Source organism: Actinomycetospora lutea (genome assembly GCF_028737205.1).
GTDB lineage: Bacteria > Actinomycetota > Actinomycetes > Mycobacteriales > Pseudonocardiaceae > Actinomycetospora > Actinomycetospora lutea.
Window position 1 is genome coordinate 25,129 of sequence record NZ_JAQZAL010000019.1, and the last position, 24,620, is coordinate 49,748.

At 75.0% G+C, this 24,620-nt stretch carries 21 protein-coding genes, 1 tRNA gene and 1 pseudogene; 11 read left to right on the forward strand and 12 right to left on the reverse strand.

Going from position 1 to position 24,620, the window contains the following annotated elements:
- Positions 1-9: 9 nt before the first annotated feature.
- The 7 genes from PHK61_RS20370 (at position 10) to PHK61_RS20400 (ending at position 9,612) form a co-directional block, all read left to right on the forward strand.
- Positions 10-1,122, forward strand: coding sequence for a class II histone deacetylase (locus PHK61_RS20370; RefSeq protein ID WP_274282846.1), 1,113 nt, complete (start codon positions 10-12; stop codon positions 1,120-1,122).
- Positions 1,123-1,324: 202 nt separating this feature from the next.
- On the forward strand, positions 1,325-3,124 hold the full coding sequence (gene metG / locus PHK61_RS20375) for a methionine--tRNA ligase (protein ID WP_274282847.1): 1,800 nt from the start codon (positions 1,325-1,327) through the stop codon (positions 3,122-3,124).
- A complete protein-coding gene (locus tag PHK61_RS20380; RefSeq protein ID WP_274282848.1) occupies positions 3,117-4,004 on the forward strand; it encodes a TatD family hydrolase in 888 nt (295 codons plus the stop codon). The genes metG and PHK61_RS20380 overlap by 8 nt, the downstream gene beginning before the upstream one ends.
- 297 nt (positions 4,005-4,301) lie before the next feature.
- Positions 4,302-5,819 (forward strand): resuscitation-promoting factor, encoded by a 1,518-nt coding sequence (locus PHK61_RS20385; protein ID WP_274282849.1) that lies wholly within the window; start codon positions 4,302-4,304, stop codon positions 5,817-5,819.
- Positions 5,820-5,840: 21 nt separating this feature from the next.
- Positions 5,841-6,737 (forward strand): 16S rRNA (adenine(1518)-N(6)/adenine(1519)-N(6))-dimethyltransferase RsmA, encoded by an 897-nt coding sequence (gene rsmA / locus PHK61_RS20390; RefSeq protein WP_274282850.1) that lies wholly within the window; start codon positions 5,841-5,843, stop codon positions 6,735-6,737.
- A 32-nt stretch (positions 6,738-6,769) separates the two neighbouring features.
- The gene (locus PHK61_RS20395) at positions 6,770-7,774 is read left to right on the forward strand and encodes a 4-(cytidine 5'-diphospho)-2-C-methyl-D-erythritol kinase (RefSeq protein ID WP_274282851.1); all 1,005 of its coding nucleotides are present in this window, start codon (positions 6,770-6,772) and stop codon (positions 7,772-7,774) included.
- Between the two features lie 26 nt (positions 7,775-7,800).
- Positions 7,801-9,612, forward strand: coding sequence for an ABC-F family ATP-binding cassette domain-containing protein (locus PHK61_RS20400; protein ID WP_274282852.1), 1,812 nt, complete (start codon positions 7,801-7,803; stop codon positions 9,610-9,612).
- On the opposite strand, the gene PHK61_RS20405 is transcribed toward PHK61_RS20400, so the two are convergent.
- Genes PHK61_RS20405 through PHK61_RS20415 form a run of 3 tightly spaced genes read right to left on the reverse strand, consistent with a single transcriptional unit; the run spans position 9,560 to position 11,237 of the window.
- A complete protein-coding gene (locus PHK61_RS20405; RefSeq protein WP_274282853.1) occupies positions 9,560-10,180 on the reverse strand; it encodes a hypothetical protein in 621 nt (206 codons plus the stop codon). The two genes, PHK61_RS20400 and PHK61_RS20405, sit on opposite strands and share 53 nt — an antisense overlap.
- Positions 10,180-10,716, reverse strand: a complete 537-nt coding sequence (locus PHK61_RS20410; protein ID WP_274282854.1) for a DUF6653 family protein — start codon at positions 10,714-10,716, stop codon at positions 10,180-10,182. The genes PHK61_RS20405 and PHK61_RS20410 overlap by 1 nt, the downstream gene beginning before the upstream one ends.
- On the reverse strand, positions 10,713-11,237 hold the full coding sequence (locus PHK61_RS20415) for a CPBP family glutamic-type intramembrane protease (protein ID WP_274282855.1): 525 nt from the start codon (positions 11,235-11,237) through the stop codon (positions 10,713-10,715). The genes PHK61_RS20410 and PHK61_RS20415 overlap by 4 nt, the downstream gene beginning before the upstream one ends.
- 110 nt (positions 11,238-11,347) lie before the next feature.
- On the opposite strand from PHK61_RS20415, the gene PHK61_RS20420 reads away from it, so the two are divergent.
- The 3 genes and pseudogenes from PHK61_RS20420 (at position 11,348) to PHK61_RS20430 (ending at position 14,073) form a co-directional block, all read left to right on the forward strand.
- On the forward strand, positions 11,348-11,710 hold the full coding sequence (locus PHK61_RS20420) for a response regulator (protein ID WP_274282856.1): 363 nt from the start codon (positions 11,348-11,350) through the stop codon (positions 11,708-11,710).
- On the forward strand, positions 11,707-13,443 hold the full coding sequence (locus tag PHK61_RS20425) for a sensor histidine kinase (protein ID WP_274282857.1): 1,737 nt from the start codon (positions 11,707-11,709) through the stop codon (positions 13,441-13,443). Before PHK61_RS20420 ends, PHK61_RS20425 begins: the two co-directional genes overlap by 4 nt.
- Positions 13,434-14,073: pseudogene (locus PHK61_RS20430) on the forward strand (response regulator transcription factor). Before PHK61_RS20425 ends, PHK61_RS20430 begins: the two are co-directional and overlap by 10 nt.
- Before the next feature lie 9 nt (positions 14,074-14,082).
- On the opposite strand, the gene pth reads toward PHK61_RS20430, so the two are convergent.
- Both pth and PHK61_RS20440 read right to left on the reverse strand, forming a co-directional pair.
- On the reverse strand, positions 14,083-14,673 hold the full coding sequence (gene pth / locus PHK61_RS20435; RefSeq protein WP_274282858.1) for an aminoacyl-tRNA hydrolase: 591 nt from the start codon (positions 14,671-14,673) through the stop codon (positions 14,083-14,085).
- A 9-nt stretch (positions 14,674-14,682) separates the two neighbouring features.
- Positions 14,683-15,390, reverse strand: coding sequence for a 50S ribosomal protein L25/general stress protein Ctc (locus tag PHK61_RS20440; protein ID WP_274282859.1), 708 nt, complete (start codon positions 15,388-15,390; stop codon positions 14,683-14,685).
- Between the two features lie 155 nt (positions 15,391-15,545).
- Here PHK61_RS20440 and PHK61_RS20445 point away from each other — a divergent pair, with 155 nt between their 5' ends.
- Positions 15,546-16,181: a class I SAM-dependent DNA methyltransferase gene (locus tag PHK61_RS20445; protein WP_274282860.1), complete on the forward strand. Its 636-nt coding sequence runs from the start codon at positions 15,546-15,548 to the stop codon at positions 16,179-16,181.
- 9 nt (positions 16,182-16,190) lie between these two features.
- Here the strand turns inward: PHK61_RS20445 and PHK61_RS20450 are convergent, their stop codons facing one another.
- The 7 genes from PHK61_RS20450 to PHK61_RS20480 form a co-directional block, all read right to left on the reverse strand.
- Positions 16,191-16,802 carry a class I SAM-dependent methyltransferase gene (locus tag PHK61_RS20450; RefSeq protein WP_274282861.1) on the reverse strand — a complete coding sequence of 204 codons (612 nt, stop codon included), beginning with the start codon at positions 16,800-16,802 and terminating at the stop codon, positions 16,191-16,193.
- 19 nt (positions 16,803-16,821) lie between these two features.
- Positions 16,822-17,793, reverse strand: coding sequence for a ribose-phosphate diphosphokinase (locus PHK61_RS20455; protein WP_274282959.1), 972 nt, complete (start codon positions 17,791-17,793; stop codon positions 16,822-16,824).
- A gap of 8 nt (positions 17,794-17,801) precedes the next feature.
- Positions 17,802-19,319, reverse strand: coding sequence for a bifunctional UDP-N-acetylglucosamine diphosphorylase/glucosamine-1-phosphate N-acetyltransferase GlmU (gene glmU / locus PHK61_RS20460; RefSeq protein ID WP_274282960.1), 1,518 nt, complete (start codon positions 19,317-19,319; stop codon positions 17,802-17,804).
- Positions 19,320-19,448: 129 nt separating this feature from the next.
- Positions 19,449-21,182 (reverse strand): GGDEF domain-containing protein, encoded by a 1,734-nt coding sequence (locus tag PHK61_RS20465; RefSeq protein WP_274282862.1) that lies wholly within the window; start codon positions 21,180-21,182, stop codon positions 19,449-19,451.
- 352 nt (positions 21,183-21,534) lie between these two features.
- Positions 21,535-22,941, reverse strand: a complete 1,407-nt coding sequence (locus tag PHK61_RS20470) for an MFS transporter (RefSeq protein ID WP_274282863.1) — start codon at positions 22,939-22,941, stop codon at positions 21,535-21,537.
- Between the two features lie 353 nt (positions 22,942-23,294).
- Positions 23,295-23,365 (reverse strand) — tRNA-Gln (locus PHK61_RS20475).
- 79 nt (positions 23,366-23,444) lie between these two features.
- Positions 23,445-24,398, reverse strand: coding sequence for a polysaccharide lyase family 20 protein (locus tag PHK61_RS20480; RefSeq protein ID WP_274282864.1), 954 nt, complete (start codon positions 24,396-24,398; stop codon positions 23,445-23,447).
- Between the last annotated feature and the right edge of the window lie 222 nt (positions 24,399-24,620).

Consider the following 24,620-nt stretch of genomic DNA (forward strand, 5'->3'; position numbering starts at 1 on the left):
GCTCGGGCGATGACGACCGGTGCGCTGTGGCACGAGAAGTACATGTGGTGGGACACGCGGCACGCGAGCGTGTTCATCCCCTCGGGCGGGTGGCTGGAGCCCGACGAGCACGCGGAGAACCCGCGGACGAAGCGGCGGCTGAAGAACCTGCTGGACGCGACGGGCCTGTCCGGGCAGCTGCAGTGGCTGACGCCGCGGGAGGCGACGGTCGAGGAGCTCTGCCGGGTCCACGACCGCGACTACGTGGACCGGATGAAGGCGCTGTCGGACGACGACGGGGGCGACGCGGGCGAGCTCACCCCGTTCGCCGGCGGTGGCTTCGAGATCGCCGCGCTGGCGGCCGGCGGGGTCATCGCGGCGGCCGAGGCGGTCCGCGACCGGGTTGTCGACAACGCCTACGCCATCACCCGCCCGCCGGGCCACCACGCGGAGCGCGACCGCGGCCGCGGCTTCTGCATGGTCGGCAACGTCGCGATCGCGGCGCGGCACCTGCAGGCGGCGGGCCCCGGCGAGATCGGTCGGATCGCGGTCGTCGACTGGGACGTCCACCACGGCAACGGGACACAGCAGGCCTTCTGGGACGACCCCCGGGTGCTCACGATCTCCCTGCACCAGGACGGCTACTACCCGCACGAGTCGGGCTACGCCGACGAGCGGGGCGAGGGCGCCGGGCACGGGAGCAACATCAACGTCCCGCTCCCGCCCGGCACCGGCACCGGCGGGTACGAGTACGCGTTCGACGAGGTCGTGGTGCCCGCGCTCGAGCGCTTCCGGCCGGAGTTCGTGTTCGTGGCGTCCGGGTTCGACTCCAGCGCCCTCGACCCGCTGGGCCGCCAGATGCTGCACAGCGAGGGCTTCCGCCGCCTCACCCGCCGGATGGTCGACGTCGCCGCCTCCACCGCGGGCGGGCGGCTCCTCGGCGTGCACGAGGGCGGGTACTCCGCGGGCTACGTGCCGTTCTGCGGGCTGGCCGTCCTCGAGGAGCTCAGCGGCATCCGCACCGAGGCCGACGACCCGTTCCTCGACTTCCTCTCCGCCATGGCCGGGCAGGACCTCGCCCCGCACCAGAAGGACGTCGTCGACGGGCTGGTGCCCCTGGTGGCCGACGTCCCGGCGCCCTGACCCGCGCGACACGGACACCCGACGCGGCGTGGGGTCCCGCAGCGTCGTGGGCGGCCCCGGCGGCCCGGAGCAGGCCGAGCGCGGTCCGCGTCGCCCCCGGCGTGGTGTCGCCCACACCCCGGGAGGCCGGGCCGAACGTGCCCGCGCGTCACGGCGTCGAGGCGCCCGGAGTCCGGTGGCACCGGTGAGGAGAATGGACACCATGAGCATCCCCGTGCTGACCGCCGTGGCGTGGCCGTACGCCAACGGGCCGCGGCACATCGGCCACGTGTCCGGGTTCGGTGTGCCCTCCGACGTCTTCTCGCGCTACCAGCGCATGGTCGGCAACCGGGTGCTCATGGTCTCGGGCACCGACGAGCACGGCACGCCGATCCAGGTGCAGGCCGACGCCGAGGGCACCACGCCCCGCGAGCTCGTCGACCGGTACTCGCGGGTGATCCAGGACGACCTCGTCGGGCTGGGCCTGTCGTACGACCTGTTCACGCGCACGAGCACCGACAACCATCACCGCGTCACCCAGGACCTCTTCACGGCGCTGTGGACCAACGGCTACGTGCGCACCGAGAAGACCCTCGGCGCGATCAGCCCGTCCACCGGTCGCACGCTGCCCGACCGCTACATCGAGGGCACCTGCCCGATCTGCGGCTACCCGAGCGCGCGCGGCGACCAGTGCGACAACTGCGGCAACCAGCTCGACCCCGCCGACCTCATCAACCCGCGCAGCCGGATCAACGGCGAGACGCCGCAGTTCGTCGAGACCGAGCACCTGCTGTTCGACCTGCCGGCGTTCTCGAAGTCGCTGGCGTCGTGGCTGGACACCCGGACGCACTGGCGCCCGAACGTCCTGAACTTCAGCCGCCGCCTCGCCGACGACCTCAAGCCGCGCGCGATCAGCCGCGACCTCGACTGGGGCGTGCGCATCCCGCTGGACGGCTGGCACGACGCCCCCATGAAGCGCTTCTACGTCTGGTTCGACGCGGTCATCGGCTACCTGTCGGCGTCGGTCGAGTGGGCGCAGCGCACCGGGCAGCCCGACGCCTGGAAGCAGTGGTGGTGCGACCCCGACGCGCAGGCCTACTACTTCATGGGCAAGGACAACATCACCTTCCACTCGGTGATGTGGCCCGCGATCCTGCTCGGCCACAACGGCGAGGGCGACCGCGGCGGCGAGGTCGGGTCGTTCGGCCACCTGAACCTGCCCACCGAGGTCGTCAGCTCCGAGTTCCTCACGATGAGCGGCTCGAAGTTCTCCACCAGCCGCGGGACGGTCATCTACGTCGGCGACTTCCTGCGCGAGTTCGGGCCCGACGCGCTGCGGTACTTCATCTCGGTCGCGGGCCCGGAGAACCAGGACACCGACTTCACGTGGGACGAGTTCGTGCGGCGCACGAACTTCGAGCTCGCCAACGAGTGGGGCAACCTCGTCAACCGCTCGGTGTCGATGGCGGCCAAGAACGTCGGCGCGGTCCCCGAGCCGACCAGCCCGGACCCGGCCGACGAGGCCCTGCTCGCGCAGTCGCGGGCGACGTTCGAGACGGTCGGGGGCCACCTGGCCCGCTCGCGGTTCAAGCAGGCGATCACCGAGGCGATGCGGATCGTCGGCGAGGCGAACGCCTACCTGAGCCACCAGGAGCCGTGGAAGCGCAAGGACGACCCGGCGCGGCGCGACACGATCCTGCACACCGCGCTGCAGGTGGTGCAGGACGCGAACACGCTGCTGACGCCGTTCCTGCCGCACGCCGCGCAGAAGGTCCACGAGGCCCTCGGCGGCACCGGGGTCTGGGCCGAGCAGCCGCACCGCGAGGACGCGGGCACGTCGGGCGAGCTCGGCACCAGCCACTCGGTGCTCACCGGCGACTACGCCCACGAGCAGGCGCGCTGGGAGTCGACGCCGATCCCGGTCGGCCGGCCGCTGTCCCGGCCGACACCGCTGTTCGCCAAGCTCGACCCGAGCCTCGGCGAGACCGGGCCGTCGTGGGCGCCGATCCAGACGGGTGAGTAGCAAGGACCGCGTCCCGCCCCCGGTGCCCGAGCCCCTCGGGTCGGGGGTGGTCGACGCCCACACCCACCTCGATGCCTGCGGGGCCCGGGAGCCGCAGGTCCTGGCGCAGGTCCTGGACCGGGCGACGCAGGCCGGGGTCGAGGCGATGGTCACCACCGCCGACGACCTCGGGTCCGCGCGCTGGGCGGCGTGGGCCGCCGACAGCGACCCCCGGGTGTTCGCGGCCGTCGGCCTGCACCCGACGCGGTCGAACGACCTCACCGACGACGCGCGGCGCGTGATCGAGGAGCTGACCGGGCTCCCGCGCGTCGTCGCGGTCGGCGAGTCCGGGATGGACGACTACTGGACCACGCGCCGCGAGGACTGCGCGCCGCTCGACGTCCAGCGCGAGGCCTTCGCGTGGCACATCGACCTCGCCAAGCGCACCGGGCTGCCGCTCGTGGTGCACGACCGCGACGCGCACGACGCCATCGTCGACGTCCTCGCGGCCGAGGGCGCCCCGCCGGTGACCGTCTTCCACTGCTTCTCCGGCGGGCCCGAGCTCGCGCGGCGCTGCGCCGACGAGGGCTGGTTCGCCTCGCTCTCGGGCACCGCGACCTTCCGCAACGCGAACGCCGCCGAGCTGCGACGAGCGGCGGCCTGGATGCCGGGGGAGCTCGTGCTCGTCGAGACCGACGCCCCGTTCCTGACTCCGCATCCGTACCGCGGTCGGCCGAACGAGCCCTACGTCGTCCCCCACACGGTGCGCGCGCTCGCGGAGCTGCGTGACGAGCCGGCGGAGCAGTTGGCCCGGATCAGCGCCGACAACGCCAGACGGGCCTTCCGGTTGGCCGAACAGCCTCAACCTTCACGCTCCGTCGCACGAGAGAGCACGCAGTAGCCACGCTCGTCGTCGTCGAGGTGCCGTTCGGCGCAACACGGTCGTGTCGGCTTGATGGTGGCGACACCCAACTCGTTACCGTGCTGTGACTCGCCGGGATGGAACCACCCCCGAGGCCCGCGTGATGAGGACTTCCCCAGGTCCCCACCACAGGGAGTCCGCCACGAGGTCGTGACGGCTCCCAGGGCGCGGTTCCTGCCCGGATGTACGAGACGAAGTGGACTCCCCTGTGCTTGTGCGCTCCCTGCTCGCTCTGAGGGCCCTCTCGCTCGTCGTGCTCCCCGCCGGGGCCGGACGATGAGCGCGGACACCGCCACCAGCCGCGGCCGCGCCGGATACGCCGAGAACGGCGAGACCGACACCGCGGGCCTGCCCGTCGTCGGCCACGACGTCCACGGCACCGGGTATGCCCCCGACTACGGCTCGGACTACGGCTACGACGCGGCCCACGAGTTCGGTTACGACACCGCCTACGGCGCCCGCGGGTTCGACGACCGCGCGCCGGCGTGGTTCGACGACATCACCGGCCCGCTGCCGGTGCAGGGCGCGCACGGGGCGAGTGGCCCGATCGCCCTCACCGACCTCGACGAGTGGAACGACCTCGAGTCGTTCACCGGCGAGCAGGAGGCGACCGAGGACCCGCACGGCGACCTCACCGCCGCCGCGCCCGCCGGGCTGACATCGTTCGACGACCCCGAGCGCCTGGCGCCCGACACCAGGCGGCGCTCCACCGCGGTCAAGGGCGGCGTCGCCGTCGCCCTGCTCGCGGTCGCCGCCGGCGGCAGCACCGCGGTCGCGCTCGACAAGGAGGTCACGGTCACGGTCGACGGCGTCGACCAGGTCGTGCACACCTTCTCCGGCGACGTGGCCGGCGCCCTCGACAGCGGGGACATCGAGATCGGCCCGGGCGACCAGCTCGCCCCCGGCCCGAACGCCGACGTCCACGACGGCGACCACCTCGTCATCAACCGCTCGCGCGACGTCGCGCTGATGGTCGACGGCCGCCCGCAGACCTTCCAGACGACGGCCCGCACCGTCTCGGACGCGCTCGCGCAGCTCGGCCTCCCCACCGACGGCCTCGCCAGCTCGGCGCCGCTGAACGCCGCCATCCCGGTCAACGGGATGAACCTCGACGTGCGGACCCCGAAGACGGTCACGCTCGTCGACGGCGGCGCCGCACCGCGCCAGGTCACCACCACCGCGCTCACCGGCCCCGAGCTGCTCGCGCAGAACGGTCTGGCGGCCCTCAGCCCGACCGACACGGTCGCGGGCGGCGAGGGTCTCACCAACGGCTCGACCGTGACGGTCACCCGGAACACGGTCAACCAGGTCACCGAGACCCGCCCGGTCGCGCCGCCCATGCGCACCGTCGACGACCCGGACCTCGAGCAGGGCGAGACCCGCGTCGAGGAGCCCGGCCAGGCCGGCGAGGAGATCGTCACCTGGACGGTCAACGCCACCAACGGCGCGGAGACCGGCCGGACGCAGGTCGGCGAGTCGCAGGTGACGCGCCAGCCGGTCGGCGGCGTGATCCACCGCGGCACCAAGCCGAAGTCGAGCGCGCCCGCGGTGTCCAACGGCGCCAAGTGGGACCGCATCGCCCGCTGCGAGTCGACCGGCAACTGGTCGATCAACACCGGCAACGGCTACTACGGCGGCCTGCAGTTCGACCGACAGACCTGGCGCGCCTACGACGGCGACCAGTACGCCGCGCTGCCGCACCAGGCCTCGCGCGAGGAGCAGATCGCCGTCGCCGAGCGCGTCCGCGCCGACCGCGGTGGCTACGGCGCCTGGCCGGTCTGCGGCAAGAAGTAGGTCGGGGGCAGACTGGGCGTCGTGACGAGCCCGGTCCGCCTGCTGGGCCCCGCCGACGTCCGGGGCCTCGCCGCGGAGCTCGATCTGCGGCCGACGAAGCGGCTGGGACAGAACTTCGTCCACGACGCCAACACGGTGCGCCGCATCGTCCGCCTCGCGGGGGTGGGGCCGGACGACGTGGTGCTCGAGGTCGGCCCCGGGCTCGGCTCGCTGACGCTGCCGCTGCTCGAGGCCACCGCGGGCGACGGGGCCGTGGTCGCCGTGGAGATCGACCCGGCGCTCGCCGGCCGGCTGCCCGCCACCGCGGCGGAGCGGGCGCCCGGACGTGACCTGCGCGTCGTCACCGCCGACGCCCTGCGGCTCGCGCCGGACGACCTGCCGCGCGCGCCGGACGTCCTGGTGGCCAACCTGCCCTACAACGTCGCCGTGCCGGTCGTCCTGCACCTGCTCGCCGTGCTCCCGGGCCTGGCCCGCGGCCTGGTGATGGTGCAGTCCGAGGTCGCCGAGCGCCTGGCCGCGCGCCCCGGCGAGAAGGCCTACGGGGCGCCGTCGGTCAAGCTCGCCTGGTACGCCGACGCGCGCCGGGCCGGACCGGTGCCGCGCGCGGTGTTCTGGCCGGTCCCCGGCGTGGACTCGGGGCTCGTGGCGTTCACCCGCCACGGCCGGGCACCCACCGACGTCGAGCGCACCGAGGTCTTCGCCGTCGTCGACGCCGCCTTCGCGCAGCGCCGCAAGTCGCTGCGGGCCGCGCTCGCGGGCTGGGCCGGGTCGGCGCCCGCGGCCGAGGAGGTGCTGCGGGCGGCCGGCGTCGATCCGGGCGCGCGGGGCGAGGCGCTCGACGTGGCCGCGTTCACCGCGATCGCGCGGGCCCGGCGCCGCCAGGGCCGGGGTGTGGCGCCGGACGCCCTGACGCCCTGAGCGCGAACGGAGGGGGTCCGTACCCTGGACAGGTGCTCTCCGCCGTCGGACCGCCGGTCACCGTCCGCGTCCCGGCCAAGATCAACCTCCACCTGGCCGTGGGGGACCTGCGCGAGGACGGCTACCACGACCTCGTCACCGTCTTCCAGGCGTTGAGCATCGCCGACGAGGTCTCGGTGACCCGCGCCGTCGCGGGGGCGATCGAGCCCGGCGTGGCGGTCGCGGGCGCCGACGGCGTCGACGTCACCGAGGTCCCCGCCGACACCACCAACCTCGCCTGGCGGGCCGTCGAGGCCCTGGCCCGGCGCGTCGACCGGGAGCCCGACGTGCGCGTCGGGCTGCACAAGGCGATCCCGGTGGCGGGCGGGATGGCGGGCGGTAGCGCCGACGCCGCGGGCGCGCTGCTCGCCGCCGCGAGCCTGTGGCGCCTCGACATCGGCCGCGAGGGGCTCATGGAGATCGCCGCCGAGGTCGGCTCGGACGTCGCGTTCGCGCTGCACGGCGGCACGGCGCTGGGCACGGGACGCGGCGAGCGCCTCGTCCCGGTGCTCTCCCGGCACACGTTCCACTGGGTCGTGGCGGTGGCCGACCACGGGCTGTCGACCCCGACGGTGTTCGGCGAGCTCGACCGCCTGCGCGCCCGCCCCGAGGCGCCGCGGCGGGTCGGCGACGTCGAGCCCGTGCTCGAGGCGCTCGCGTCCGGCGAGGCCCGGTCGCTGGCGCTCCTGCTCGGCAACGACCTGCAGGCGGCCGCCGTGAGCCTCGACCCCGGGCTGCGCCGCACCCTGCGCGGCGGTGTCGACGCGGGCGCGCTCGCCGGTGTCGTGTCCGGTTCGGGCCCGACCTGCGTGTTCCTCTGCGACGGCCACGACGCCGCGGTCCGCGTGGCCGCCGAGCTGGCCGGCGTCGGGGTGTGCCGCACGGTCCGTGTCGCCCACGGTCCCGTCCCCGGCGCGCGCGTGGTCGACGGCGACGGCGGCTCCGCCGGGCCGCCCTCCCCACCCCGTCCCGACCCCGGTCCCGGCGCCTACGCCTGACCGTCGACCACCCCGGAAGAGAGCTCGTGCCCAACCTCGTCAACCTCGAGTCGGTGTCGATCGGCTTCGGCGGCCCCGAGCCGGTCCTGAACGGCGTCTCGCTCGGCGTCGACACCGGCGACCGCATCGGCGTCGTCGGCCGCAACGGTGGCGGGAAGTCGACGCTGATCTCGGTGCTCGCCGGCGCGCTCACCCCGGACGCGGGGCGGCGCAGCCCCGTCGGCGGCCTGCGGATGGCGCTGGTGACCCAGCAGACGCAGCTCTCGGGGGCGACGGTGCGCGAGGCGGTGCTCGGGGGTTCCGTGCCCGACCACGAGTGGGCCGCGGACGCGCGCAGCCGCGCCGTCGTCGAGGGCCTGCGCCCGGGCGGGGACCGGGGGCTCGACACGCCGGTCGACGGCCTCTCGGGCGGCGAGCGCCAGCGGATCGCCCTGTGCGCCGCGCTCGTGCAGGACCTCGACCTGCTCGTGCTCGACGAGCCCACCAACCACCTCGACGTCGAGGGCGTCGGCTGGCTCGCCGAGCACCTGCTCGCGCGCCGGACCGCGCTCGTGGTCGTCACCCACGACCGGTGGTTCCTCGACACCGTCGCCTCGCGCACCTGGGAGGTCGTCGACGGGCACGTCGAGCAGTACGAGGGCGGCTACGGCGACTGGATCTTCGCGCGGGCGGAGCGGGCGCGGCTCGCGGACGCCGCCGAGCAGCGCCGCCGCAACCTCGCCCGCAAGGAGCTCGCGTGGCTGCGACGCGGCCCGCAGGCGCGCACGTCGAAGCCGCGCTACCGCGTCGAGGCCGCCGAGGCGCTGATCGCCGACGTCCCGCAGCCCCGCGACACCGTCGAGCTCGTGACCATGGCCAAGCACCGCCTCGGGCGCACGGTGATCGAGCTCGAGGACGCGACCCTGACCGTCGGGAGCCCGGAGGGAGGGGAGCACCGGACGCTGGTCGACCGCCAGACCTGGCGGATCGGGCCCGGCGACCGCATCGGCATCGTCGGGATCAACGGGTCGGGCAAGACGACGCTGCTGCGGGCCGTGGCCGGCGAGCGCGACCTCGACGGCGGGCACCGCGTGCAGGGCACCACGGTCCGGATCGCGCACCTGTCCCAGGACCTCTCCGGCCTGCCGATGCACCGCCGCGTGCTCCAGGCCGTCGAGGACGTCGCCGAGCGCGTGACCATCGGGCGCCACGAGCAGACCGCCTCCCAGCTCGCCGAGCGCTTCGGCTTCCCGGCCTCGCGCCAGTGGACCCCGGTCCCGGACCTGTCCGGGGGCGAGCGGCGGCGCCTGCAGCTCGTGCGCCTGCTGATGACCGAGCCGAACGTCCTGCTGCTCGACGAGCCCACCAACGACCTCGACGTCGACACGCTCCAGCAGCTCGAGGACCTCCTCGACGGCTGGCCAGGCACCCTCGTCGTCGTGAGCCACGACCGCTACCTCACCGAGCGGGTCTGCGACCGCGCGGTCGCGCTCTTCGGCGACGGCCGCATCACCGACCTCCCCGGGGGCATCGAGGAGTACCTGCGCCGCCGCGCGGCCCTGGAGGGCCGCAGCGAGGGCGTCCCTCGCTCCGCTGGGGGCAGCCAGGGCGTCCCTCGCTCCACCACGCCCGCGAGCACCAGGCGCGGCGAGGCGGAGCGGCGGGCCGCGCGCAAGGAGGTCGCGCGCATCGAGCGCCGGCTCGAGCGGATCGCCACCGAGGAGACGAGGCTGCACGAGAAGCTCGCCGCCGCGGCCACCGAGCCCGGGCGCCTGCTCGAACTGGACGCCGAGCTCCGTGCCCTGGTCAGCGAGCGCGAGCAGCTCGAGGAGGCGTGGCTGGAGAACGCGGTCGACTAGATCTCGCCAGCCACACCCCGAGTGCGAGGAACGCCAGCCCGACCGGCGCGCCGAACGGCGCCATGCCGGCCTGCAGCCCCAGGACGCCACCGACGAGGAACGCGGCGCCGATCGGCCACGGGTGGACCCGGGCGCGCAGCACCGCGACGCCCGTGAGGATCCAGCCCAGCCCGAAGAGCAGGTAGCCGGACAGCCCGCCGACCTCGAGGATCGTCGTGCGCTCCGCGGCGAACGCCCCGGGCGCGACCGCCGCGATCCACGGCCCGGCGAAGCCGTCGAACCACATGTTGCCGCCGAATTCGACGATGCCGACGAGGGCGACGACGAACGCGGCGAGCCCGAGGCGCCCGGTCGCGCGGGCGTCGTGCAGGTACACCGCGACGAGGGCGACCGCGAGGACCGCGAACGACACGGCGTAGCCCGCGTTGGCGACGAGGGTGAGCGGGTCGCGGGCGAACGCCCCGGGGCCGCGGCCGCCGAGGAGCCGGCCCAGGTCGGTGAGCACCAGCAGGGCGCCCGCGACGGCCGCGAGCGGGCCGGCGTGGCGGGCCAGGGGCAGGTCGTCCATCAGAAGTCCCAGCTCGCGTAGTGCGGGTCGCGGGTCGTCATGTCCTCGAAGAGCAGCACGGCGCGGTCGAGGTACCAGGCCTTCGCGCACTGCGTCAGGAGCAGGCCTGCGAGGGTGAGCAGGAGGTCGAGGCGCACCAGGCCGACCGCGAGCAGCGCGACCCCGGCGAGCTGCCACACCGTCGCCACCGTCGGCACCCACGTCCGGAACCGGGCGGGGATCGGCACGGTGGTCGTCTCGGTGCCGATCCGCTCGCCGAGCACCGCCTTCGACGCCCAGTTCCGCGTCGAGCGCGGGGGCCGGAACAGCAGCGGGTTGACCACCATGAACATGAGCACGAGGCCGGCCACCAGCAGCGCCCACCACCCGAGCCACATCCGACGGTCGACGACGACGAGGACGACGGCCAGCGCCAGCCAGACGGCGAAGTAGACGAGGGTGTCGTCCTGCACCGCGCCCTCGACGGCGTGCGCGACGATCACCAGCAGGACGCTGCCCCCGGTGTGGTCGAACAGCCACGTGTACCAGAAGGTCACCCCACCGTGCCGATGACCATGCCCGCGAGCGTGGTCGCCCGGTCGCCCTCGGCGAGGAGCACGAGGGGCAGGTGCCACACGGTGATCAGGACGGCGAGGACCGACGTCGCGGCGAGCGGCGAGAGCCGGGACTGCATCCCCGGCAGCGCGAACCCCCGCCAGCCCGGCTCCTCGCCGAGGGGCCCGTCGGTCGGGTTCACCAGGCGCAGGAGGAAGACGAGCAGGACGTCGCCGGCGGAGGCGAACGCGATGCCGCGGTACCCGCCGGTGAGCACGATCGCGAGCAGGTGCACGGCGATCGGCACCCCGAGGGCGAGCGCCCACCACCAGCGGACACGCCAGCGCACGATGCGCCGCCCGAGCTCGACGAGACCGGCGCGGCCCCGGGCCACGGGGACGACCACGAGCGCGGCGACCAGGGGCGCGAACGCCCCGAACGAGCCGACGGGGATGAACGCCCACGCGATGGCGTAGGTCAGCACGAAGAACGCGACCAGGGGGTGGTTCCGGACGACCGTCATGGCCGCCGAGCGTCCGCGCGGCGCAGGCCCGGCAGTAGCAGGACATCCCTCGTGACGAGCAGGGTTGACCCCGTAGTGGGCCGGCCCCCGGCGGTGCGAGTGTCCGGAGCGTGACCGCCCGCGTGCTGATCGTCGACGACCACGCGTCGTTCCGCTCGCTCGCGCGCCGCCTGCTCGTCGCCGACGGATTCGACGTCGTCGGCGAGGCCGGGGACGCCGCCGACGCGTTCGCCGCCGTCCGCGCACTCGCGCCCGACGTCGTGCTGCTGGACATCCGGCTGCCGGACCTCGACGGTTTCGGTGTGGCCGAGGTGCTGGCGGGGGACGAGGACGCTCCGGTCGTCGTGCTCGTCTCCAGCCGGGCCCGGATCGACTACGGGCAGCGGGTCGACGCGAGCCCGGCACGCGGGTTCATCGCGAAGGACGACCTGTCCGGTGAGGTGTTGCGGCGGGTGCTGGCGGGGGCGTCGTGACGAGGACGGCCACGGTCGCGGCGGCCGTCCTCGCCGGTGTCGCGGCCGCGCTCGCCCTGGTCCGCGGCGGGTACGCGGTCCCGGCCGAGCTCGTCGCGCCGACGCTCGTGCTGACCCTGGCCGTGGCGTGGTCGTTCGTGGGGGTCGGGCTCGTGGCCCGGCACCGCCGTCCGGACAGCCGGACCGGCGTGCTCATGGTGCTGTTCGGGTTCGCGTGGCTCGCCCGGTTCGTCGTCGCCGTCGACACGACCCCCGCGTTCGTCGTCGGCGTGCTGCTCGGCTCGGTGGCGCTGTCGGTGTTCGTGCAGCTGCTCGTGACGTTCCCGACCGGGCGCACCGAGTCCCGCGCGCAGCGGGTCCTGGTCGGCCTCGGCTGGCTGCTCTCGGTGCCGCTCGATGCGGTGTTCCTCGCCCTCGGGGCGCAGCGGGGCCGGGGCGAGGGACCGCCGCCCAACGGGCTGGTGATCACCCCGGCGGGCGGTGGGTTCCGGCCCGAGGCGGTCGACCTCGCCGTGCAGGCCGTGGTCGTCGCGCTCTGCGTGTCGGTGCTGGTGTCGGTCTGGTCGCGGTGGCGGGCCTGCGGGCCCGCGGCGCGGCGCGCGCTGACGCCGGGGCTGGTCGGCGGGACGATCGTGGTCGGCACCCTGCTGGTTCAGCGCACCGCGATCCTGCTGCTCCTGCCCCCGTCGGCGGGGGTGTGGCTGGCGTGGTCCTCGCAGGTCGTGCTGGTCGTGTGGCCGGCGGCGCTGCTGCTGGGGCTGCTGCGCAGCCGCCTCGACCGCTCCGGGGTCGGGCGGCTCGTCGTCGAGCTCGGCGAGGCCGGCGCCGGTCCCGAGCACCTGCGGTCGGTGGTCGCGCGCACGCTGCACGACCCCTCGGTCGCGCTCGTCCACCGCCGGCCCGGCACCGACGGGTTCGTCGACGCCGGGGGCGCGCCGGTCGAGGTCGGGGCGCGCGCCGTCACGTTCCTCGAGCGCGACGGCGAGCCGATCGCCGCGCTGCTGCACGACCCCGCGCTGAGCGCCGAGCCCGACCTCGTGGAGGCGGTCGCCGCCGGCGCGGGCCTGGCGATGGAGAACGAGCGCCTGCACGCCGAGGTCCGCCACCAGCTGCGCGAGGTCCGGGCCTCGCGCGCCCGCCTCGTCGAGGCCGCCGACGCCGCCCGCCGCCGCGTCGAGCGCGACCTGCACGACGGCGCCCAGCAGCGGCTCGTCGCGGTGGGGCTGGCGCTGCGCCTGGCCCGGGCCGGCGCACCCCCCGCGGAGCTCGACGCCCTGCTCGCCGAGGCGGCCGACGAGCTGACGGCCGCGCTCGCCGAGCTCCGCGAGCTCGCCCGCGGCATCTACCCGCCCCTGCTCACCGACGGCGGCCTCGGCCCGGCGCTGCTGTCGCTCGCCGAGCGGGCGCCGCTGCCGGTCGTGCTGGCCGCCGTGCCGCCGGAGCGCCCGCCCGAGACCGTGGAGCGCACCTGCTACTTCGTGGTCTCCGAGGCCCTGACCAACGCGGCCAAGCACGCGGGCGCGTCGACGGTCGAGGTCAGCGTGGTGCCCGACGTGTCCGGAGCCGGCGGGCTGTGCGTCGAGGTGGTCGACGACGGCGTCGGCGGCGCGGACCCCGACGGCTCCGGGCTGCGCGGGCTCGCCGACCGGGTCGCCGCCCTCGGCGGGGGCCTCGAGGTCGCCAGCCCCGCCGGGCGCGGGACGCGGGTGACGGCGAGCGTGCCGTGCGGGTGATCGTGGCCGACGACGCCGTGCTCTTCCGCGTCGGCGTCGCCCGCCTCCTCGCCGACCACGGCATCGAGGTGACCGCGCAGGTCGGCGACGCCGAGGCGCTGCTCGCGGCCGTGCGCGCGGACCCGCCGGACGCGGCCGTCGTCGACATCCGGATGCCGCCGACCCACACCACCGAGGGGCTCGACGCCGCGCGCACGCTGGCCGCCGAGCACCCCGGGGTCGGGGTGCTGGTGCTGTCCGCGCACGTGGAGCCGCACTACGCGCTGGCGCTGGTGCAGGGCGACACCGGCGGGCTACCTGCTCAAGGAGCGGGTCGCCGACGTCGAGGAGCTCACCGACGCCCTGCGCCGCGTGGCCGCGGGCGGGATCGTCGTCGATCCGTCGGTGGTGGCCCAGCTGGTCGGCAGGCGCCGCGTCGTCGACCCCCTCGACGCCCTGTCCGACCGCGAGCGCGAGGTCCTGGCCGTCATGGCCGAGGGCCGGTCGAACCACGGCATCGGCGAGCGCCTGCACCTCGCGGAGAAGACCGTCGAGGCCTACGCGCGCTCGGCGTTCACCAAGCTCGGCCTGCACGCGGCGCCGGACGACAACCGGCGCGTGCTCGCGGTCCTGGCCTACCTGCGTGCCTAGCCCGACGGCTCAGTGGATCCTGTTCTGGGCCGGTTCCAGGCCCTCGGACGCGAGCGCCTCGACGGCGTCGGCGGCCAGCTCGACCGAGACGTCGAGCTCCTTGCGCTCCGCCGACGACCAGCGCTTGAGCACGTAGTCGGCGGGGTCCTGGCGCCCGGGCGGGCGGCCGATGCCGAAGCGCACGCGCAGGTAGTCCTTGGTCCCGAGCGACTTCGAGATCGAGCGCAGCCCGTTGTGGCCGCCCTCGCCGCCGCCCCGCTTGAGGCGCACGACGCCGAAGTCGAGGTCGAGGTCGTCGTGGATGACGATCACGTCGAGCGGGTCGACCGAGAAGAACCGGGCGGCGCCGGCGACCGGGCCGCCCGAGAGGTTCATGTAGCCGCGGGGCTTGGCCAGCACCGCGCGCCGTCCGGCCAACCGGCCCTCGGCCACGTCCGCGCCGGAGCGCTTGTGGGGCGAGAACCGGCTGCCGAGGCGCCCCGCGAGGACGTCGGCGACGACGAACCCGACGTTGTGCCGGGTGCCCTCGTAGTCGGGGCCCGGGTTGCCCAGCCCGACGACCAGCAGGGGGCCGTCGGGCCGGGCAGCGGGGGAGCTCACGTGCGCTGGTCAGCTCTCGTCGGAGGACGCGGAGGACCCGCCGCCCTGCGCGGGCTGGTCGCCGTCGGCGGCCTCGGAGGACTCGCCGGTCTCGGCGGCCTCCTCCTCGGAGACCTCCTCCTCGACACCCGCGCCCTCGGTGTCGATCTCCTCCTCCATGGCCTCCTCGGTGGGGGCCTCGGTGACGTTGACGACGAGGAGCTCCGGGTCGGAGACCAGCTCGGCGCCGTCGGGGAGGCGGATGTCGCCGGCGAGGAACTGCGTGCCGATCTCGGCCTCCTCGATGACGACCGTGATCTCCTCGGGGATGTTGGTCGCGTCGGCCTCGACGGTCAGCGTGTCCTCGTTCTGGAAGACCAGCGTGCCCGAGGCGGCCTCGCCCATGATCACGACGCGGACGTCGACCTGGACCTTCTCGCCGCGGCGCACGAGGACGAGGTCGACGTGCTCGAAGAAGCCCTTGATCGGGTCGCGGGCGATGCTCTTGGTCAGCGCGAGCTGCGGCTGCCCGCCGAGCCCGGTGATGGTCAGCAGGGCGTTGCGCCCGTTCTCGCGGAGCACCGCGGCGAACTCGACGGTGTCGAAGGCGAGGTGCACGGGGTCGGTGCCGTGCCCGTACAGCACGCCCGGGACCTTGCCGGCGCGGCGCGTGCGACGCGCGGCGCCCTTGCCGAACTCGGTGCGGGTCTCCGCCGCGATGCGGACCTCGTCGGCCATGGTGTTCTCTCCTGCGGTCGTCTGCGGGTCTCTCGGGTCGGCGCGCCGCGCGCGGCCCACCCGGACGCCGGGGACGGCCGCACCGCGTCGATCACGGCCGACCCTGGGGGCGGCCCTCGCCGAAGTACGTCGCCCACGATACCTAGGGTGCGTGCGTGACCCTCGACCGGGAGGCGACGCGCGCGGGCTACGACGCCATCGCCGGGGCGTACGCCGAACACTTCCGCGACGAGCTGGCGGGGTCCCCGCTCGACCGCGCGGTGCTCGGGGCGTTCGCGGAGATCGTCGACGGCGAGGTGCTCGAGGTCGGCAGCGGCCCCGGCGGCGTCGCCGCGCACCTGCACGGGCTCGGCGTGCGGGTCCGCGGTGTCGACCTGTCGCCGGCGATGGTCGAGCTGGCGCGTGCCGAGCACCCCGCCATCGGGTTCGCCGTGGGGGACATGGCCGCCCTCGACGTCACCGAGGCGTCGCTCGGCGGGATCGTGGCCTGGTACTCGCTCATCCACGTGCCCACGGACGAGCTGCCCGGGGTGCTGGCCGGCGTCCGGCGCGCGCTGGCGCCGGGTGGGCACCTGCTGCTCGGGTTCCAGGTCGGCGACGACGTGTCGCACCACGACGAGGCCTTCGGTCACCGCGTCCGCCTCGACTTCCGCCGCCTCCGGCCCGACGCCGTCGCCGCCCTCCTCGACGCGGCGGGGTTCGACGTCACCGCCCGCGTCGTCCGCGCACCGGAGCCGACGTCGCGGGCGGCGCCGATGCCCCAGGCGGCGCTGCTCGCCCGCCGCCGCTGACCTCCCGGCTCAGGGGGTCGCGGCGCCGAGGTAGAGGTACGTTGCCACCGCCGGGCCGCGGACCTGCTCGTGCTCGAGGTCGAGGATCCTCAGGCCCGCGTCGCGGATGAGGCCGTCGATCGGTCGCGTGAGGTGGCAGCCGCCGACGACGCGCTGCTGCAGGCCGTCGAGGCGGTGCTGCCAGCGGGCGGTGCGGGGGTCGGGGGACAGGCCGTGCTCTGCGAAGAGCAGCTGCCCGCCGGGGCGAAGGATCCGGCGCACCTCGCGCAGCGCCAGCTCCACGTCCGGGATCGTGCAGAGCGTGAAGGTGCTGACGACCGTGTCGGCGCAGTCGTCGGGAAGGTCGAGGTGCGCGCCGTCGAGGCCGACGTGCTCGACCGGGACGCTCGCCTCCGCGATGCGCCGGGCGCCGCGCCGTCGCGCGACCGCCGACGGCTCCACGGCGCGCACCGAGGTCACCGCCGCCGGGTAGAGCGGCAGGGTCGGCCCGCTGCCGAACCCGAGCTCCACGACCTCGCCACGGGCCCGGGAGACGACGCGCTCGCGCACCGCCCGGACCTCCTCGGTCCCGAGCGCGACGTCGACGATCCGCGGGACGACGTGCTCGGTCCAGAGACCCATGGCTCAGGAGGCTACGACGCTAGGCGTTGCCGTCGAAGAGGTTCGTGACCGAACCGTCCTCGAAGACCTCCCGGACGGCACGCGCGATGACCGGCGCGATCGAGAGCACGGTCAGCGACGGGAAGCGCTTCTCGTCCGGGATCGGCAGGGTGTTGGTGACGATGACCTCGCGCGCCCCGCAGGTCGAGAGCCGCTCGACGGCCGGGCCGGAGAGCACGCCGTGGGTCGCGGCGATGACGACGTCGGACGCGCCGTCGGCGAGCAGCGCCTCGGTGGCCTTGGCGATCGTCCCGCCGGTGTCGATCATGTCGTCGACGAGGATGCAGCAGCGGCCCTCGACCTCACCGACGACGCGGTTGGCGGCGACCTCGTTGGGGCGGGTCTTGTCGCGGGTCTTGTGGATGAAGGCCAGCGGGACGCCGCCCATCATGTCCGCCCACTTCTCGGCGACGCGGACGCGGCCGGAGTCGGGGGCGACGACGGCGAGGTCCTCTCCGGAGTAGGCGTCGCGCAGGTGCTCGGCGAGGACCTTGTTGGCCAGCAGGTGGTCGACGGGGCCGTCGAAGAAGCCCTGGATCTGGTCCGTGTGCAGGTCGATCGTCATGATCCGGTGCGCGCCGGCGGTCTTGAGCATGTCGGCGACGAGCCGCGCGGAGATGGGCTCGCGGCCGCGGTGCTTCTTGTCCTGCCGGGCGTAGCCGTAGAACGGCACGACCGCGGTGATCCGCTTGGCCGACGCCCGCTTCAGGGCGTCGATCATGATGAGCTGCTCCATGATCCACTGGTTGATGGGATCGGTGTGGCTCTGGATCACGAACGCGTCGGAGCCGCGGACCGACTCCTCGAAGCGGACGAAGATCTCCCCGTTGGCGAAGTCGTACGCCGACTGGGGGGTGATCGTGACGTCGAGCTCCTTGGCGATCTCCTCGGCGAGCTCGGGATGCGCCCGTCCGGAGAAGAGCATGAGGCTCTTCTTCGGGGTCGACGACATGCTGACGGTCACGGGTCCTCCTGCTCGAGCCGCTCGGTCGTGTGGTTGTCCCGGCCCTCACCCGCGGCTCGGGTGGCGGCCTTCGCGGCCTGTTCGGCGGCCTGCGCCGCGGCGGTGCCCGGACGCTTCCGGGTCACCCAGCCCTCGAGGGTGCGCTGCGGCCCCGAGGACACCGCGAGGGCGCCGGGAGGCACGTCCTCGCGGACGACGGTGCCCGCTCCGGTGTAGGCGCCGTCCCCGATCGTCACCGGGGCGACGAACGTGTTGTCCGAACCGGTGCGGACGTGCGATCCCACGACCGTACGGTGCTTGGTGACGCCGTCGTAGTTGACGAACACCGAGGACGCGCCGATGTTGCTGCCCTCGCCGATGGTGGCGTCGCCGACGTAGGTCAGGTGCGGGACCTTGCTGCCCTCGCCGATGTGCGCGTTCTTGACCTCGACGAACGTGCCGATCTTGCCCCGGGCGTCCAGCTCGACGCCGGGGCGCAGGTAGGCGAAGGGGCCCACCGAGGTCTCCGGCCCGATCCGCGACGACGACCCGTGCGTGCGCACCACCGCGGCCCGCGCGCCCACGGCGACGTCGGTGAGCGTGGTGTCGGGGCCGATCGCCGCGCCCTCGGCGACGGTCGTGCTCCCGTGCAGCTGGGTGCCGGGGTGCAGCGTCACGTCGCGCTCGAGGCGGACGCCGACGTCCACCCAGGTCGAGCGGGGGTCGACGACCGTGACGCCGGCGCGCATCCAGCGCTCGAGCAGGCGGCGGTTGAGCTCGGCGCCCAGCTCGGCCATCTGCACCCGGTCGTTGACGCCGGCGACGAGCCACGGGTCGGAGGTCTCGACGGCGCCGACCCCACGCTCCTCGCGGGCCGCGATCGCCACGACGTCGGTGAGGTAGAGCTCGCCCTGCGCGTTGTCGGTGGTCAGGCGGCTCAGCGCGTCGCGCAGGAACACCAGGTCGAACGCGTAGACCCCCGAGTTGACCTCGTTGATCGCGAGCTGGTCGAGGGTGGCGTCCCGGTGCTCGACGATCGAGGTGACCTGGTTGGCCTCGTCCCGCACGACGCGGCCGTACCCGCGCGGGTCGTCGAGCTCGGCGGTCAGCAGCGTGACGGCGTAGTCGCCGGAGGCGTGCTCGCCGATCAGCGCGCGCAGGGTCGCCGCGTCCAGCAGCGGCACGTCGCCGTAGGAGACGAGGACGGTGCCGGTGAGGTCGTCGGGCAGCCGCGCGACGCCGCAGGCCACCGCGTGCCCGGTGCCCCGCCGGCGGTCCTGCACCGCCGTGAGCACCTCCCGGTCGAGCTCGGCGGCGAGCCCGAGGGTGTGGGTGCCGACCTGCTCGCGCTCGTGGCCGACCACCACGACCAGGTGCTCGGGGGCCGTGCCGGCGGCGGCGTGCACCGCGTGGCCGAGCAGGCTGCGCCCGCCGACGGGGTGGAGCACCTTCGGCGTCGCCGAGTGCATCCGCGTGCCCTCGCCGGCGGCCAGGACGACAACGGCTGTCGGGCTGGCGGTCGGGCTCGGCGGCATCGGCTCGGTGACTCCCACTCCTGCCACTCCTGCACGGACCGGCCCCGGGTCCGGGGCTCGACGGGCCGATCCTACGACCGCGTCCTCACCGCCCGGCCGGGGCGTGCGGCCTGGGGCGTCCCCCACCGGTCACCGGGGTCCGGCCGGGCACGGACCGGTGGCGGGACCGTCGTGGGTGCGGACCGCGTCGCCGCCGGCCCGCTTCGCGGCGTACATCGCGGCGTCGGCCCGGGCGAGGACGTCGGCGGGACCCTCGCCGGCGCAGGCCGCGACCACCCCCACCGAGAGCGTCACCGGCCGGCCCTGCGCGGCCGGCAGCGCCGCCACCGCGGCGCGGGCGCGACCCAGCGCGGCGGCCGCGTCGGCGACCGCGGTGTCCGGGAGCACGACGACGAACTCGTCGCCGCCGTAGCGCGCCACGAGGTCCGGGGCCCGCAGCGACGAGCGCAGCGCCGTCGCCACACCGCGCAGCACCTCGTCGCCGCGCGCGTGGGAGGCGGTGTCGTTGATCTGCTTGAAGCGGTCGACGTCGATCATCGCCACGGCGGGGGACGCGGCGCGGTCGAGCACCTCGGCGAGGTGCCGGTCGAGCGCGCGGCGGTTCGGCAGCCCGGTCAGCGGGTCGGCGAGCGCGAGGGCGGTGACCTGCCCGTGCTCGCGGCGCAGGCGGTCGTGGGCCAGCCCGGTGTGCAGCGACAGCGCCCGCGCCCGGTGCAGCGCCCACAGCTCGGCCTCGAGGTCGGCGACGTAGTCGCCCAGCGCCGCCTCGGCCCCCTGGCGGGGGCCGCCGGAGGTCGCGATCCGCGTGCGCAACCGCGCGAGCTCGCGCGTGACGGCGAGCATGAGGCTCGCCTCGCCCCGGGGCGGGCGGGCCCGGCGGCTCGCGAGCACGGCGACCGCGGCGTCGTCGTCGCCCGCCCGCTCGAGCGCGCGGGCCCGGGCGAGCTCGACGACCAGGCGGTCGTGCTGGGAGGGCACCACGTTCCCCGCCGCCAGCGCGGCGGCGCTGCGGCGGGCCAGCCGGCGCTCGTCGGCGGTGGGCGCCGGCCCGCGGCTCGGGCAGGCGAGCACCCCGGCGGCGGCGAGCAGCGGGCGCTGGGTGCCCGACGCGCGCCGGCACAGGCGTCCGGCCACCGCGAGGGCCTCGCCGAGGCGCTCGCCGCCCGGGCGCCCGGCGCGCTCGAGGCGCAGGCCCCACGACACCCCGAGGCGCACCCGCTCGTAGCCGCCGGCGAGGTCGTCCCCGGGCGGCGCGACGAGGGTGTCGGCGAGGTCGTGCAGGCCCAGCGAGATCAGGGTGCTGGCCGCGAGGCGCCGCGAGCAGTCCACGTTGTGGCGGTGCTCGGCGACGGTGGGCGCGTGGTCGACGAGGACGGGCTCCTCGAGGTGCGCCAGCCCGGTCGCCACCGCCGAGAGCGCGGCCTCCTCGTCGCCGACGAGCAGCGCGCGCCGCGCCCGCAGCATCTGCGCGTCGGCGCCGAACAGCGACAGCCCGTGGGCGGCGACGAGCTCCAGCAGCTCGTCGAGCTGCGCGTCGGTCCGGCCGTCCGGCGCGGCCGCGACCCCGGACCCGCCCGGCTCCGCGGCCAGCAGCACGCGCGCGACGAGGTTCTGGCGCAGCAGCAGCGCCCGCAGCCCCGGCTCGCCCGTGCGCGCGGCGGGCGCGGCCAGCGCGGCGTCGAGCTCCGCGGCGCTGCCGTGCGGGTCGGGGGAGGGGACGAGGGTGGCGGTCAGCAGGGCGCTGCTCGTGCGCTCGAGCAGCGCGGCGCGCGCCTCGGCGCGGGCCTGCCACTGCGGGGCGACGGCGTGGACGGTGGTCGTCGAGGCGGTGGGCGCGCGCTCCTGGCCGTGGTCCGCGGGCATGCCCACCTCCGGCGCTCCCGAGAGTGGCGGTACGCGCCGAGGTGTCGACCGACGACCGCCCATCGGGGGACCACTCTGCCCCGTCCCGGGGAGCCCCCTCGAACCGCCCCGGTGATCGGGCACCCTGTACGGCCATGCCGCGCTCGTCGACGGGCACGATCCCCACCGCCACACCGTTGCGGGCGGGCCGCCACGGCCGCCTCGTCCGCGCCGCGGATCGAGTCCGCGTGCTGGTGACGGCGCTGCTGGCCGTGGGCGTGACTGGTGCTCAAACCGATCGTCGAGCGCACGCGCTCGTTCGACCCGCGCGAGCGGCCCACGGACGTGCTCCTGCGGGCCACCCGGACGTCGCTCAGCGCGCCGCGGCGAGCTCGCGGGCCTCCTCGTCCGAGGTGGCCGAGGGCTGCGAGCCCGGGAGCGGCTGATTGCCCGGTTCCCGCAGGTACCGCACGGCGACGAGCCCGACCACGGCCGCGAGCATCAGGTACACCGCCGGCATCACCAGCACGCCGGTGAGGGCGATGAGTCCCTCGACGATGACCGACGTGGTGCCGCCGAACACCGAGACCGCGATGTTGAAGGTGATCGCGAGCGACCCGTAGCGCACGCCGGTGCTGAACAGCGCGGGCAGCGTGGAGGGCATGGTCGCGTTGAAGCACACCATCGTGATCCCCAGCAGGAGCAGGCCCCCGAGGACGCCCGGGATCGCCCCGGTGCGCATCAGCAGGAACGCCGGCAGGGCGAGCACCACGAGCATGACGCAGCCGGTGAGGATGATCGGCTTGCGGCCGACGCGGTCGGCGAGCTTGCCGAGCACCGGCACGATGGCCAGGAGCACGAGGAACAGGATGATCTGCAGGACGTGCGACGTCGTCGTCGTGACCGTCGGGGCCCCGTACTGGCCGAGCGTCTCGGTGAGGTAGGTGGGCACGACGGTGGTGAGCGTGTAGTTGGTGACGTTGAAGACGATCACCAGGCCACCGCAGACGAGCACCGGGCGCCACCCGTAGCGGGCCGCGGCGCGGAAGAACTCCCGGAACGACTGCTGGCTCTGCTCCTCGGAGGACTCCGACAGCTGGGTGAACGCCGGGGTCTCCTCGAGGCGGTAGCGCAGGTAGAGCCCGATCATGCCCATCGGCAGGGCGATGAGGAACGGGATGCGCCAGCCCCAGCTCAGGAGCTCGGGGGAGTCCTCACCGAGGACCGCCTGCAGCACGGTGACCACGCCGGCGCCGAGCAGGTAGCCGGTGATCGTGCCGAACTCCAGGAAGCTCGCCAGGAAGCCGCGGCGGCGGTCCGGCGCGTACTCGGCGACGAACGTCATCGCGCCGGCGTACTCCCCGCCGGTGGAGAAGCCCTGCAGCAGCCGGCACAGGAGCAGCAGCAGCGGCGCCGCCAGCCCGATGGAGGCGTACGTGGGCAGCACGCCGATCCCGAACGTGGCCACGGCCATCAGCAGCATCGTCGTGGCGAGGGTCTTGGTGCGGCCGATGCGGTCGGCCAGCGGCCCGAAGAACAGCCCGCCGAAGGGCCGCGCGAGGAACGACGCCGCGAACAGCCCCGCCGTGATGACCGGGCCGCCGGCCGTGCCGGGCGGCAGGAACACCATCTGGATCGTCGTCTCCAGATAGGCGTAGACACCGAAGTCGTACCACTCGGTGACGTTGCCGATCCCGGACGCGGTGACCGCGCGCCGGACGAGACTCGGCGGCGTGACGGTGACGCCGTCGACGGTGTGGGGCCCGTCGGAGTTCGCCATGGCGAAGGCTCTACCCGGGTGATGTCCCGGGCAGACCTCTTCGTCATGGTCAGTGTGCGGGCGCCGGGCCGGCGTCTTCTCGGTGCCCGCCGCGCTGCCCCGCGCCCGGCGGCCGTGGATGCGGGACCGCGCTCGGGGTCGACGAGCACCGTCGCCGCGCGCAGCAGCTCCACGGCCTCGGCGACGCCGTCGGCGCGAGCGACCGGCGGTCACCGGTCCGTGTCGACACCGGACACCTCGGCGTGCACACGACGACGCGCGGCCGCCGGCGGACCGTCCACCGCACGGTGGATCCGGCCTGCGGGAGACACCGTCCGCCGTCGCCGGGCAGCGATCGGCCCCCGGACGTCCTGCTCCGCCGCCTGGATTCGAACCAGGATCATCGGAACCAAAATCCGAGGTGTTGCCCTTACACCACGGCGGATCGCCCGCACCGGCGGGTCACCGCGATCGTCCCACGCCGGGGCGGACGCCCACGATCGGGCTGACCGGCACCGTGCGATCTAGCCGTGGGTGCGCCGCCGGCGCAGGGACAGCACCGCCAGGGCCGCCACGACGACGAGCAGGCCCGCCGCGACCCAGGTGAGCGTCTCGGTGGACGACCCGCCGCCCGGGGCGCTCGGGTTGTTGGCCGGGTCGCTCTCCGACGGGATGCGGTTCGACGCCGAGATCGACGATTGCACCGAAGCCAGGCTCGACCCGACCCGCAGGTCCTCGAGCCAGACCCGGCCGGTCTCCGAGACCGAGGTGTCGCGGTAGAGCCCGACCTTCATGTAGTTGCCGCCGTCGAGCAGCGTGCCGCTCGGCGGCCGGTAGCCCTGCAGCACCGGGCTGCCGTCACGCCAGACGTCGACCGAGCCCTGGTCGGGGTCACGGGAGAAGGCGATCCGCATCGTGAGGTCGATCCGGTCGCCGGCCGCGACCGGCCCGAGGTCCTGCAGGTCGCCGCCCTCCGCCGCGAGCATGAGCCGGTTGTCCCGAATCTCCACGGCGACCGGCGGCGAGCCCGAGTCGCCGTACTGGTGCCACTGCAGCAGCAGCTGCCAGGTGTCGACCTCGGCCGGGAACTCGTCGGGGAGCTTCGCCACGTAGGTGTAGTACTGCGTCGTGCCCTCGGTCTGGTCGGGCACGCGGGGCCGCATCTCCGAGCGCTGCGCGCCGCCGGGCACCGTGAACTGCACGGCCTGGCGCGCCGGGTCGTCCGGCGAGGTCACCTGTTGCGGCGAGCCGTCCTGCTCGTCGTAGTCGTTGCGCGAGAAGGCCGAGAGCAGGTCGCCGGACTCGGGCAGCGACCAGAGGGGTCGGTCCGAGGAGGGTGAGGGGGACGACGCGGGGGAGGCGGCCGCCGGAACCGCGGCGATCACCCCGAGGACGAGGGCCAGGACGACCAGGGAGCCCACGAGGCCGGCGAGCCACCCACGCGTCGTGAGCGGCGGGACGGCGGGTCTGCTCCGCAAGGTGTGGGCTCCAACCCTGGGTCTCGACCGGCGAGAGCCGGTGCGGCATCGCGCCGGGCGCCGGACGGCGTCGGCGGCCCGCGTCTCGTCACGGACGGTGCGCGACGATGCGCGCCCTGTCCCGACGATACCGAGGCGCATCGTGAAGCCTCCGTCGGCTGCGGCCCCACCGGTTCGGGTGACCCGTGATCTCGCTCTCGGTGACGGTCGGCCCAGCCTCCC